This window comes from Methylobacterium segetis (genome assembly GCF_004348265.1).
GTDB lineage: Bacteria > Pseudomonadota > Alphaproteobacteria > Rhizobiales > Beijerinckiaceae > Methylobacterium > Methylobacterium segetis.
Genome location: NZ_SMNT01000024.1, coordinates 1 through 11654 on the forward strand (window position 1 = coordinate 1; position 11654 = coordinate 11654).

Annotated in this window: 11 protein-coding genes; 4 read left to right on the plus strand and 7 right to left on the minus strand. The window is 70.6% G+C overall.

What is annotated here, in order from left to right; all coding sequences use genetic code 11:
* Window positions 1–168: 168 nt before the first annotated feature.
* Window positions 169–1008 carry a hypothetical protein gene (locus E1J50_RS08465; protein ID WP_245516490.1) on the minus strand — a complete coding sequence of 280 codons (840 nt, stop codon included), beginning with the start codon at window positions 1006–1008 and terminating at the stop codon, window positions 169–171.
* Window positions 1009–1082: 74 nt separating this feature from the next.
* Window positions 1083–1277: a hypothetical protein gene (locus E1J50_RS08470; RefSeq protein ID WP_132252422.1), complete on the minus strand. Its 195-nt coding sequence runs from the start codon at window positions 1275–1277 to the stop codon at window positions 1083–1085.
* A 421-nt stretch (window positions 1278–1698) separates the two neighbouring features.
* Between E1J50_RS08470 and E1J50_RS08475 the strand changes: the two genes are divergently transcribed.
* Both E1J50_RS08475 and gshB read left to right on the plus strand, forming a co-directional pair.
* Window positions 1699–2010, plus strand: coding sequence for a hypothetical protein (locus E1J50_RS08475; RefSeq protein ID WP_405029706.1), 312 nt, complete (start codon window positions 1699–1701; stop codon window positions 2008–2010).
* A 75-nt stretch (window positions 2011–2085) separates the two neighbouring features.
* Window positions 2086–3036, plus strand: coding sequence for a glutathione synthase (gene gshB, locus E1J50_RS08480; protein WP_132252424.1), 951 nt, complete (start codon window positions 2086–2088; stop codon window positions 3034–3036).
* 6 nt (window positions 3037–3042) lie between these two features.
* On the opposite strand, the gene E1J50_RS08485 is transcribed toward gshB, so the two are convergent.
* Window positions 3043–4614, minus strand: coding sequence for a cation:proton antiporter (locus E1J50_RS08485; RefSeq protein WP_132252426.1), 1572 nt, complete (start codon window positions 4612–4614; stop codon window positions 3043–3045).
* A 177-nt stretch (window positions 4615–4791) separates the two neighbouring features.
* Here E1J50_RS08485 and E1J50_RS08490 point away from each other — a divergent pair, with 177 nt between their 5' ends.
* Window positions 4792–6405, plus strand: a complete 1614-nt coding sequence (locus E1J50_RS08490) for a gamma-glutamyltransferase family protein (RefSeq protein WP_132252428.1) — start codon at window positions 4792–4794, stop codon at window positions 6403–6405.
* Window positions 6406–6415: 10 nt separating this feature from the next.
* Here E1J50_RS08490 and E1J50_RS08495 read toward each other — a convergent pair whose 3' ends face one another.
* From E1J50_RS08495 to E1J50_RS08505, 3 genes are read right to left on the minus strand one after another with little or no spacing between them, the layout of a single operon-like run.
* Window positions 6416–7825, minus strand: coding sequence for a TadE/TadG family type IV pilus assembly protein (locus E1J50_RS08495; protein WP_132252430.1), 1410 nt, complete (start codon window positions 7823–7825; stop codon window positions 6416–6418).
* A 23-nt stretch (window positions 7826–7848) separates the two neighbouring features.
* Window positions 7849–8619, minus strand: a complete 771-nt coding sequence (locus tag E1J50_RS08500; RefSeq protein ID WP_132252432.1) for a TadE/TadG family type IV pilus assembly protein — start codon at window positions 8617–8619, stop codon at window positions 7849–7851.
* Window positions 8620–9228, minus strand: a complete 609-nt coding sequence (locus tag E1J50_RS08505) for a TadE/TadG family type IV pilus assembly protein (protein ID WP_132252434.1) — start codon at window positions 9226–9228, stop codon at window positions 8620–8622. It lies immediately after the preceding gene.
* A 469-nt stretch (window positions 9229–9697) separates the two neighbouring features.
* On the opposite strand from E1J50_RS08505, the gene oxlT reads away from it, so the two are divergent.
* Window positions 9698–10993 carry an oxalate/formate MFS antiporter gene (gene oxlT, locus E1J50_RS08510; protein WP_132252436.1) on the plus strand — a complete coding sequence of 432 codons (1296 nt, stop codon included), beginning with the start codon at window positions 9698–9700 and terminating at the stop codon, window positions 10991–10993.
* A 79-nt stretch (window positions 10994–11072) separates the two neighbouring features.
* Here the strand turns inward: oxlT and E1J50_RS08515 are convergent, their stop codons facing one another.
* Window positions 11073–11582, minus strand: a complete 510-nt coding sequence (locus E1J50_RS08515) for an OsmC family protein (RefSeq protein WP_132252438.1) — start codon at window positions 11580–11582, stop codon at window positions 11073–11075.
* Window positions 11583–11654: the final 72 nt, after the last annotated feature.

Sequence of the window (11654 nt, forward strand, 5' to 3'; positions counted from 1 at the left end):
GGCGCCGTCCCGGCAATCCGCGCCCGAGCCAGCCGGCGCCCTCGCCGAGGCCCTGCGCCGGGCGGCTCTCGCCAAGGGCTCCGCGCCGGGCGGGCGCAAGGGTTAGGCCGCCTCGCCCGCGTGCCCGTCGCCTCCGCCGGTGCCACGCCCGAGATGCGGCGCGCGGGCTCAGTCCTTCGTCACGAGTGGCAGGGGTGCCACCGGGGCCTCCGGGGCGGCAAGCCCGCAGCGCAGGGCCGCGTCGGGGGGCTGGAGCGGGTCGAGCAGGGCGCGGCGGCTGTTCAGGGCCGCCAGCGTGCGCTCGACCGGAACCGCCTCCGGACCCACCGGCACCTCGATCACGAGGTGCTCCAGGGCGTAGCGGTAGCGCGCGAGGCGCTCGCCGGCCTCCAGGCGCACCCAGGCGATCAGGCACCGATTCTCGGCCACCCGCATCGCGGCGTGGCGCACGTCGGCGTCGTCGAGCACCTTCACGAAGGGCAGGCTGCGCAGGCGCAGGGCGTCGGCGTCGTTCACCCGGACGGCCGTCGCCGCGAAGGCCGGGATCAGCCGGGCGTCGGCGGTCGCGTCCTCCGACAGGCGGCGGTAGCGCGAGACGGGCGAGCGGGCCTCCTCCGAGATCAGCGTCGCGAAATAGGCGGCGATGTCGGCGGGGCGGCCCAGGGTCGGCGGAAGTACGCGGGCGCGGGTCAGGTTCCCCAGGACGTCGAGGAAGGCGTCGCGGCCCGCGGCCGGCATCAGGAAGCGCCAAGCCCGGTCGCGCAGGGTGAGTTCGTCGTCGGTCAGCGGGAAGGCGGAGGCGGGCTCTCCGCGCTCGCGCGCCGCGAGCGTGCCCGTGGTGTCGACGAGGCTGTTCCAGGCGCCCGCCTTCGGCCGGCCGAAATCCCCCTGCTGCGCGCAGGCTCCGAGGAAGGTGAGCGCGGCGGCCAGCGCGAGGGAATGCGGGCGGGGTGAGGGCAGCGGGTCGTCCCGCGTCGGCGCGGGCGCGGACCTTGGAATTCGTCGCATCCGGCTACGGCTCTCGGCATCCGGGCAGGCCGGCATCGTCCCGCCGCGGTCGGGGAAATCGATCGTGGGAAGCGTCAGGAGTGGCGGCGGCGCGGCACCGGCGCCACCTCGGGCTCCGGCAGGCGCTCGTAGCGCACACCGAGGAACAGCAGGATCTCGCCCCTCGCCTCGCTCGGCACGGCCTCGCGGCGCGCCGGCCGCGCCTCTGCCGACGGGAAGGCCAGGACATTGCCGGCTCTCGGCGCGGGCTGCGGGGTGACGGGCTTCATGGGTCGTTTCCTGACGATGATCCTCGCGGCCCCGAGTCGCGGTGTCGGCTTCGGTCTCGACGGAACGCCCCGGGCAGGCGGCACCGCGGCACCAGATCAGCACGGTATGGTTAACGGTCCGTTTCTCGGGGCCGCGGCCGGGGACGGAGCGGCCCGATCCTCCGCTTCCGCAGCCGCCACGATCGCCCGGCCCGGACGTCGACGAGGCAACTGGCTCGCCCCTTGCATCGCGGTCGGCTGCCCATGGCGGGCGTTTCCTCCCTTGCACTCGGCCTCGCTCACGCTTCGAGCGAGGCCTTTTTGTTTCAGGCGCGCATGCACGGAACCGCGGCCGTGCGCGGCGGCTTGCCTAGCCGACGGAACGCCCGATATGCCGTCCCCTCTGACCCACAGCGAAGGACACCGCTGGATGCGACTGGACATGCCACGACTGATGCACTCCCGGGCGAATGCCCGAGACCGCCTCTCCGCGGGCCGTTCGGCCGCTCTGAAGATCGCGCCATTGGCCCTGCTGATGCTCGCCGCGAGTCCGGCCCAGGCGCAGCGCGAGGACCAGGGCCTGCAGCTCGGCTGCGCGAACGACTATTTCCGCCTCTGCGCGGGCGTCGACCCGAACAGCGACGACGCCGAGCGGTGCATGACGCGCAACCGCAAGCGCCTCTCCCCCGAATGCCGCTCCGCGATCGGCGATTACGACCGTCGCACGGGTGGCAAATCGATGCCCGAGAACTGACATATCCCCGCGTCCCGGGGGCGCGGAGGGGGCGGCTTCTCCGCAACCCGGCATCGTGGAGCATCGACGACGAACATGGCCCTCACCGTGGCGGTCCAGATGGACCCGATCCAGGCGATCCGCATCGCTGGGGACACGACCTTCGCCCTGCTGCTCGAGGCGCAGGCGCGTGGACACAGGCTCCTCTACTACACGCCGGATCGGCTCTCCCTGCAGGGGCGGCTGGTCACGGCGCGGGTCGAGCCCCTGACCGTGCGCGATGTCGAGGGCGCCCATGCGAGCCTCGGCCCCATCGAGCGGATCGATCTCGCCGAGGCGGACGTGGTGCTGATGCGCCAGGACCCGCCTTTCGACATGGCCTACATCACGGCCACCCACATCCTGGAGCGGCTCCACCCGCGCACGCTCGTCGTCAACAACCCGGCCGAGGTGCGCAACGCGCCCGAGAAGCTCTTCGTCCTCGACTTCCCCGAACTGATGCCGCCCACCCTGATCACCCGCGACAAGGCGGAGATCGAGGAGTTCCGGCGCGAGCACGGCACCATCGCGATGAAGCCGCTGCACGGCCATGGCGGGGCGGCGGTGTTCCGGGTCTCGGAGACCGACCCGAATTTCGGCTCGATGTTCGACCTCTTCGCCGCGACCTTCCGCGAGCAATGGGTGGTGCAGCGCGTCCTCGACAAGATCACCGAGGGCGATAAGCGCATCATCCTCGTGGATGGCGAGCCGATGGGCGCGATCAACCGCGTCCCGGCCCTGAACGACATCCGCTCGAACATGGTGCGGGGGGGGGCGGCCGCGGCCTCGGACCTCACGGAGCGGGAGCGGGAGATCTGCGCGGCGATCGGCCCCGAGCTCCGGCGGCGCGGCCTGATCCTTGTCGGCATCGACGTGATCGACGGGCATCTCACCGAGATCAACGTCACCTCGCCGACCGGCATCCGGGCGATCAGGCGCCTGGGCGGCCCCGATCTCGCCGTCGCGGTCTGGGACGCGATCGAGGGCAGGGTCGGGCGCTCGACCTGAGGCCCCTCACGTCTCGGCGCGCGGCGTCACGTTGAGTTCGGCCCAGTCGAACTCCTCCTCCAGCACGTAATAGGCATCGTCGCCGATGCGGCCCTCCCGGCGCAGTGCCAGCACGCGGTCGCGGGCGGCGCCGATCGCGCGGCGGCGGGCCTCGTCGGCCGGCAGGCTCTCGGGCGCGAGGCCCTCCTCGTGGCCCTTCGCCTCCTTCAGCGCGGCGGCGAATTCCTCCCGCAAGGCCTCCGTCGAGGCACCCTCGTCCGGATCCAGCGTCTCGATGGCGGCGGCGTATGCCTCGGCTCGGGCGCGGCCCACCTCCCGCCCCACGGGATCGTCGTCGGAGAGGCCGAGCCAGGCGAGCAGAGGCCCCAGCGTGAGCCCCTGGATCACCAGGGTGCCGATCACCGTGCAGAAGGCCGTGAACACGATGAGGTCGCGGTAGGGGAACCCGCCGTTCGAGCCGCCCTGGGGCAACGCCAGCGCGGCCGCGATGGTGACGATGCCGCGCATGCCCGACCAGGAGAGCGCGACCGCCGCCTTGAGGCCCAGCACCGTGTCCGCGGTGCCTTCCCGCGCCCGGCGCTGGCTCGCGAATTCGAGTCGGTCGAGACCGCTCGCCGGCAGGACCCAGGCGATGCGCACGAGCACGACCGTGAGGAACACCATGCTGGCGAGGACGATCGCCGTCGTCTGCTCGGCCTCGTTCAGCCGCTCAAGGATCGGGCCGATCTGGATGCCGATGAGCACGAAGGCGAGTACGTTGAGGACGAACACCGACGTGTCCCAGACCGCGTAGGACAGGATGCGGGTGCGCGGCGGCGTGATGCCGGGCGAGAACCGCGCCACCGTGATCGCGAAGCTGACGACCGTCAGCACCCCCGACATCTCGACGCCCTCGGCCGCGATCCAGATGCCGAAGGCGGCGACGAATTGCAGCACGATGGTGCTCGCCGCGTCCTGGAAGTGGCGCATCACCCCGACATAGGCGAAGGCGAGGATGGGGCCCGCCACGAGGCTGCCGACGACGCCGAGCAGGAAAGTCGGCGCGATCTCGCCGGGATGGAAGCTCCCCGTGATCGCCGCCGCCACGCCGAGGCGGTAGATCAGCAGGGAGCCCGCGTCGTTGAGGAGGCTCTCGCCGCGCAGGATCGTGGTCAACCGGTGCGGGAGCGGCACGTGCCGGAGCACGGAGAGAGCCGCCACCGCGTCCGGCGGGGCCACGACCGCGCCGAGCACCACGCAGGCGGCGAAGGGCATCTCGGGCACGATCGCTTTCGCCACGACCGCGACGGCCACCGTCGTCACCGCCACCGCGCCGAGGGCGAGGCCCCCGATCGGCCGCCAGTTGGCCTTGAGGTCGCGCAGCGAGGTGTCGTAGCCCGCATCGAGCAGGACGGGGGCGAGGAACAGCGCCAGCGCCAGCTCCGGGTCGAGCTTCAGGTTCGGCACGCCCGGCACGAAGGCCAGCGCCACGCCGCCGAGCGCGAGGAAGGCGGGATAGGGAGCGCCCACCCGCCTCGCCAGCGCCGCCAGCAGCACCGCGCCCAGAAGGACGCTCACGACCCACTCGAAAATCACCATCCTGTGAGGGAAACTAGGGCAGCCTTCGCCCTGGCGAAGGGATGATGGGAGACGGCATCGTCCGCGACGGCCGGTGACGTCAGCGACCCCATGATCCCGACGCCGGGCATCCCGGTCTTTCCCGGAGCGCGCCGCTCGCCTAAGCCGGCGCGGTTCGAGCCTTGCAAGCGGATCCCCATGCCCGAGACACAGAGCCTTGAAACCCCGACCTTCGCCCACGGCGCCGTCGCCGCGCCCCACAGCCTCGCGGCGGAGGCCGGCCGCACCGTGCTGGCGCAAGGCGGCAACGCGGTCGAGGCGATGATCGCCATGGCGGCGGCGATCGCCGTCGTCTACCCGCACATGAACGGCATCGGCGGGGACGGCTTCTGGCTGGTGCGCGAGAAGGGCGGGCGGGTGCGGGGCATCGAGGCCTGCGGGCCGGCCGGGCGCCTCGCCACGATCGCGCGCTACCGCGACCGGGGGCTCGACGCGATTCCCGCACGCGGGCCGGACGCGGCGGTCACCGTCGCCGGCGCGGTCGGCGGCTGGGGCATGGCGCGGGAGCTCGCCCGAGCGCTCGGCGGCCGCCTGCCCCTCGACATCCTCCTCGCCGACGCGATCCGCCATGCCCGCGAGGGTTGCGCCGTCTCGGCCTCAGAGGCGCGCTACGTCCCGAAGGAACTCGACACGCTGCACGACGCCCCGAACTTCGCCGCGACCTTCCTGAAGGACGGAAAGGCTTGGCCGGCCGGCGAGATCCGCCGCCTGCCCGCGCTCGCCGCGACGCTGGAGCAGCTCGCCCATGCGGGGCTCGACGATTTCTACCGGGGCGATGTCGGGCGCGAGATCGCCACCGACCTCGAACATCTCGGCGCCCCCGTGACGCGGGCCGACCTCGAAACCTACCGGGCGGCCGAGCGCGCCGCCCTGTCCATCCGGCGGCGCGGCGCCACGATCTACAATTTCCCGCCCCCGACCCAGGGGCTCGCGGCGCTCCTGATCCTCGGGATCTTCGACCGGCTCGACATCCGCGAGCCGGAGACGGTCGCGCATTATCACGGGCTGATCGAGGCGACGAAGCGCGCCTTCGCCATCCGAGACCGGGTGGTCACGGATTTCGACCGGCTCCGCGCCGACCCGGCAAGCTTCCTGACACCGGAGCGCCTGGCGCGCGAGGCGGCCGCGATCGACAGGGGCCGGGCAGCCTCGGTGCCGCTGCGCAATCCGGGCGAGGGCGACACGGTCTGGATGGGGGCGATCGACCGCGACGGGCTCGCCGTCTCCTACATCCAGTCGATCTACTGGGAATACGGCTCGGGCACGGTGCTGCCGAAGACCGGCATCCACTGGCAGAACCGGGGCATGTCGTTCTCGCTCGATCCGAGCGCCGTGAACCCGCTGGAGCCGGGCCGGCGCCCGTTCCACACCCTGATCCCGGCGCTCGCGGCCTTCGACGACGGCCGGGTCACCGCCTACGGCAGCATGGGCGGCGACGGGCAGCCGCAATTTCAGGCACAGGTGTTCACGCGCTATGCGGATTACGGGATGAGCCCCGCGGCCGCGGTCGATGCGCCCCGCCTGCTTTATGGGCGGACCTGGGGGGCGGAATCGCTGTCCGTGAAGGTCGAGGACCGGTTCGATCCGGCCTGCATCGCCGCGCTGCGCGGCATGGGCCACGACATCGAGGAACTCGGCGGCGCCTACATCGACTCGCTCGGCCATGCCGGCATCCTCGTGCGCCACCCGCAGGACGGCCGCATCGAGGCGATGCACGATCCCCGCTCGGACGGTGGCGCGCTCGGCCTGTGAGGAAGGGGCCTCAATTCGTGATCTGCGGCTGCAGCGCGGTCTGGGCGAACATCCGGGCCAGGGCCGCGTCGATGGCCGGCCCGTCCGAGGCCTCCGCGTACCAGCCCGGGGAGGCACAGGCCTGCAGGCTCGGGGCGATCTTGTCGGCGTGGGGCAGGACGAGGTTCTTGTAGTCGCCGTTGAGCGCCGTCGAGCCGTCGGTGGGGTTGTTCAGGATCGGCAGGAAGGTCGTGTAGATCACCCCCACCGTCACGTTGGCGCTCTTGTAGGTCTGGCACACCGCCGGATCGAAGGGCGCCGTGCAATGACCCGAGGTGCAGGCACCCTTCACGTCTGGCAGGCCGTCGGTGATGATGAACAGGAAGGCCCGGGACTGGGCCTGGGTGTTGCCGTCCCCGCTCGTCGGCACCCGGCCCCGCAGCGCGTTGAGCGGCTCCGTGAGGAAGGTGTCGCCGGTGCCGCCGCCGTTGTTGGGACCGAGCGTGATCCCGGCCGCGGCCGTCTTCAGCGACGCCCAGTTCGTACTGAGCGGGGCGAGCTCGACGAGACCGGAGGTCGTCGCGTTCGCCGAGGCGAGGCCCATCGTGTAGAGGCCGATCCGGTAGTTGCTGGTGCCCACCGCGCGGGCATCCGCCTCGGCTGTGCTGATCGTCCGGCTCACGGCGTCGCGCAGGACGTCGATGCGCAGCGGGATGCCGGCATTGCGCGCCAGCGTTTCGTAGCTGAGCGGCACGGCGCTGCCGTTCTGGACGACGTGGCAGCCGAAGACGCAGCCCTTCGGCGACTTGTTGCCGGCGTCCTTCTCGCTCTTCAGGGTGAGCCTGAACAGGTCCTGGGCCCCCGTCTTCGTGGCGGCGAGCCCCATCGACTGGGACACGTCGAGGGCCATGTAGAGATCGGTGTAGAGGGGCATCGAGGCCGAGGAGACGGCCTGCCCGATGGCCGAGAGGCTGCGCACGCCGAACAGGCCGCCGAAGGTCGTGCGCGTCGAGACCGCATAGCCCGCGGCCGCGTCGATCCGCTGGCCGGTCTTGGTCAGGGTCACCGTTGCCGCAACCGAGAGCTTGCCCGTGCGGGCGACGTGGGCGTTGAACAGGGCCTCGGAGCGGCTCTTGGCCTCGCCGAAGGCGGCCGCAACCGCTGTCGCGCTGCCGTCCGACTGCTGGATCAGCGTCTTGGCGACGCCGCTCGCGTAGAGGGCCGCGGAATCGGCGCCGGTCTGGCAGGCCGTGCGCGCGATGAGGAGCTGCCCGTAATCGATGGCGAGCCCGACCGTGCCGATGAGGGGCAGGATCAGGAGCCCGAACAGGATCGAAATGTTGCCGTCCCGCGCGGCGCTCCACGTGCTGCGGGCGCGGGAGAACTCCTCGGACGCTCTCCGGCCGGGCCGCCTCCCCGCCTCTCGCGCGCTGACCGGCATGACTCGCCTCCTCGCCCCGTGCACTAGACGCCAGGGCAGTTGCTGGCCGCCCTGACCTGAGTGACCTGCCGCGGCCGGAAGTAGGCGGAGCGCCGGAACTTCGCGGGGAACGCCATGGCCGACAGAAAGAGCGGCTTGAAGAACACCTCGACATCGACGACGACCAGCGAGACCGGCCCGAAGGTCGAGATCGGCAGCGTTTTGGACGCGGCCGGCGCGCCGTCGGCGGCCGGGAGCAGGAGGCCGCAGGGGCGCGTGGTGCCCGAGAGGGCCCGGCTGAAGATCGTCGTGGCGAGAAAGATGCAATTCGCCGTGCAGGTCGGGACGGCCTTGGTGAAGGCGATGCTCGACACCGTGACGTTGACGAGGCTGGCGAGGTCCGTGCTGCCGATCTGCCGGCCGTAATCCAGGATGTCGGCGTCGATCAGCGGCGCACTGCGGATGAAGCCCTCGATTTCGTCGGCCGTGAGAACGTGGTCCACCTGCGAGACCAGTTCGGCGATCGAATCCGCGACGTAGCCCGCCCGGTTGGCGGCCGTGACGGCGCGGCTCGCATCGACCGAGCCGAGCAGCATCAGAACGAGGATCGGCGCGACGAGGGCGAACTCGATCGCCGAGGTGCCCTTCGCATCGGCGATCGGGTGGCGCGCGCGCGCCGGGTCCAGGAGGTCAGTGAACCACCACCGGATCCTCCATCGGCTGACGGCGAGCGCCCGGATGCGGACGCGCCACGCGCTGCCCGGACGGGGTGGCCAGGGCCGTTCGCCGGCCGATCCGCTGCCGGGCCTCGCCATCTAGCAGCCCGCCTGCGCGCTGCCGCTCGAGACCTGGAACGGCTCGTTGTAGACGAAGGTCGTCGAACGCAGGATCAACGCCTCGCCCAGCGACTCCCCGAAATAGGCCTGAACGAACCTGCCGAAGCTGAGAAAGCTGTAGGCCACGTCGATGAAGAGGTAATCGCCCGGGCCGCCGAGACAGTAGACGCTCTTGTTCGGGTCGAGGTTGACCGGCCTGAGAGCCGGCAGCGTCTGATCAATGAAGGCGTAGATGCCCGAGCCGCTCTGCGCGGAGGAGACCTTCGCGATCTTCGAGATGCTAACGGTGATCTTCGAGCAGTCGATCGGCACCCTCAGCGCCGGGCAGAGGAGCTGGGTCCGGAACTGGGAGGCCGAGATCGACTTGGCCTGAACGTTGCCCGTCATCACGAGACGCGCGGCCGTCCGCGTCGCGCTGTCGAGGGATTGCAGGGCGAAGTGGTAGAGCGCGACCTGGAAGATCACGAAGACGAAGCCGAGGAACGGTACCGCCGTGAGGGCGAACTCGACGGCCGCGCTCCCGGCCCCGTCGCCGATCAGGCTCCCGACTGGAGAGCCCCTCCTGCCCCCTCTCCACGCTCCGTCCATCGCCGGTCCCGAACGGCCTCACCCGCGGTGGCATCCCGATCGATGCCTCGCGCCAATGATGAGTCCTGCCGCTTACGGACGCGTGAAGGGTCAACAGTATACCGCTCGGGCATCTGAGCGGAAATTGTCCTTTCAAGGCGGCGCCACCGCGAATCGAGCGATTTCGATCTCGCACGCGCAGAACAGAGAATTTCAGACTTGCGCATCCGTCGCAACGCCTGCTGTTATCGCTTCCTCAAATCCTGCGGCCCACGGGGAAGATGCATGCGAGAACAATCCGGGACGTCCTCGCCCGTTGTGACATCGCTCTCATCCTCGCGACGCTCGGACGTCTCCCGACAAAAACTGTCCAAGCCTCATTCCAGCAGCGGCGGGTGCCCGAGAGCCGCCCTGCCCCGTGCCGGGGGCGCCGCCACGGCATCCCTCTGGCACGGACGTTGCTAACGGTTACATCTGCAAGGAGCGTATAATGGATACAACAACAAACTCATCCCGCCGGTGGATACAACTTCTGCTTGGATTGATCGTCATGATGACGATCTCCAGTCCGCAATATGTCTGGACCCTGTTCGTCAAACCCTTTCAGACGAGCACCGGCGCCTCGCTGGCGGCCGTCCAGGTGACCTTCACCCTGGTGATCGTGCTGCAGACCTTCTTCTCGCCGGTGCAGGGCTGGCTCATCGACCGGTTCAGCCCCAAGCTGATGATCGCGCTGGGCGCCCTGCTCAGCGGGCTCGGCTGGGTCACGGCCTCCTACGCCGAGAGCCTGTTCGCCCTCTACGCTACCTACGGCGTGCTCTGCGGTCTCGGCACCGGCATCGTCTATGTCGGCATCGTCGGCCTGATGGTGCGCTGGTTCCCCGATCGCCGTGGCTTCGCCGTGGGCGTCGTCGCCGCCGGTTACGGCATGGGCGCGATGATCACGACCTTCCCGATCACCAACCTGATGGCCGCGACAGACTTCCGCCACACCCTGCTCGTGTTCGGCCTCGTCCTCGCGGCCGTCGGCCTCGTCGCGGCGCTCGGCCTGCGCGCACCGCGGCCCGGCGAGATGCAGGCGCTGCCGGACACGAAGGTGATCTCGGCGGCCGGGGACACGGCCCCGAAGGCGATGCTGCGCACGCCGCTGTTCTGGCTGATGTTCGGCATGATGGCGATGATGTCGACGGGCGGCCTGATGGTGGTCGCGAACTTCGCCAACTTCGCGCGCGAGTTCGGCGTGGCGGACGAGACGCTGGTCTTCTTCGGCGTCGCCTTCGCGGCGCTGCCCTTCGCGCTCACCTTCGACCGCGTCACGAACGGCCTGACCCGGCCCTTCTTCGGCTGGGTCTCGGACCATATCGGCCGCGAGAACACGATGGCGATCGCCTTCGCGCTCGAGGCCTGCGCGATCTGCCTGCTGCTCTACTACCGGCAGAACGCCTACGCCTTCGCCCTCCTCTCGGGCCTCGTGTTCTTCGCCTGGGGTGAGATCTTCTCGCTCTTCCCCTCGATCCTCACCGACACGTTCGGGACCAAGCACGCGACCACGAATTACGGCTTCCTCTACATGGCCCAGGGCGTCGGCTCGCTGCTCGGCGGCCCGGTCGCGGCGCTCATCCACGACTCGGCGGGCAATTGGGTTCCCGTGTTCGGCATCGCCATCGCCCTCGATCTGCTGACGGCGATCCTGGCCTTCTTCGTTCTGAAGCCGATGCGCAGGACGTGGCTCGGCGTCGCGAGACCGGCCGAGGGCGCGGCGATCGCGAAGCCGGCGATGGTCTGAGGGCCGAGGCGCGGCCCGGGAAGCGAAGGGGCGGGATGCCGTGCATCCCGCCCCTTTTTTCGTCCGGTCTCGCAGCCGGTCAGGCCTTGCCCGCGCTCACGGCCAGTTCCGGCCGGTGGTTCAGGGTCTGGAAGACCACGCAGTAGCGCTCCGTCAGCTTGAGGAGCTGGTCGAGCTTCTCCTGCGGCGCGTCGGTGTCGAGGTGGAAGGCGAGGCGGATCGCGCGGAAGCCCACCGGCGCCTCCTTGTCGACGCCGAGCGTCCCGCGGAAGTCGAGGTCGCCCTCCGCCGAGACGGTGCCGGCGCGCAGCGGGATTTCCAGGGCGGTCGCGACGGCCTTCAGGGTCACGCCCGCGCAGGCGACGAGCGCCTCGAGCAGCATGTCGCCCGAGCACAGCTCCGCGCCCGAGCCTCCGGTCGCCGGGTGCAGGCCCGCGACGGCCAGCGCGCGGCCCGTCTCGACTTTGCAGGCGATGCTGCTGTCGTCGAGCGATCCCTTCGCCTTCAGCGTGATGACCGCGGAATCGGGCGTGCTGCGGTACTGATCCTTCAGGGGGGCCTGGAGGGCGCGCAGGGCGGTGGCGTCCATGGATGTTTCCTCGTTCTGGTCGACCAAGGCCCGCGGTCTAGCCTGCCCGGGTCCGCTCGACCAGCGGGTGCG

Bases quoted from the DNA above. Each gene is read 5' to 3' on its own strand.
- E1J50_RS08465 (WP_245516490.1), bottom strand. From the start codon at position 1,008: ATGCGACGAATTCCAAGGTCCGCGCCCGCGCCGACGCGGGACGACCCG.
- E1J50_RS08470 (WP_132252422.1), bottom strand. From the start codon at position 1,277: ATGAAGCCCGTCACCCCGCAGCCCGCGCCGAGAGCCGGCAATGTCCTG.
- E1J50_RS08475 (WP_405029706.1), top strand. From the start codon at position 1,699: ATGCCACGACTGATGCACTCCCGGGCGAATGCCCGAGACCGCCTCTCC.
- gshB (WP_132252424.1), top strand. From the start codon at position 2,086: ATGGCCCTCACCGTGGCGGTCCAGATGGACCCGATCCAGGCGATCCGC.
- E1J50_RS08485 (WP_132252426.1), bottom strand. From the start codon at position 4,614: ATGGTGATTTTCGAGTGGGTCGTGAGCGTCCTTCTGGGCGCGGTGCTG.
- E1J50_RS08490 (WP_132252428.1), top strand. From the start codon at position 4,792: ATGCCCGAGACACAGAGCCTTGAAACCCCGACCTTCGCCCACGGCGCC.
- E1J50_RS08495 (WP_132252430.1), bottom strand. From the start codon at position 7,825: ATGCCGGTCAGCGCGCGAGAGGCGGGGAGGCGGCCCGGCCGGAGAGCG.
- E1J50_RS08500 (WP_132252432.1), bottom strand. From the start codon at position 8,619: ATGGCGAGGCCCGGCAGCGGATCGGCCGGCGAACGGCCCTGGCCACCC.
- E1J50_RS08505 (WP_132252434.1), bottom strand. From the start codon at position 9,228: ATGGACGGAGCGTGGAGAGGGGGCAGGAGGGGCTCTCCAGTCGGGAGC.
- oxlT (WP_132252436.1), top strand. From the start codon at position 9,698: ATGGATACAACAACAAACTCATCCCGCCGGTGGATACAACTTCTGCTT.
- E1J50_RS08515 (WP_132252438.1), bottom strand. From the start codon at position 11,582: ATGGACGCCACCGCCCTGCGCGCCCTCCAGGCCCCCCTGAAGGATCAG.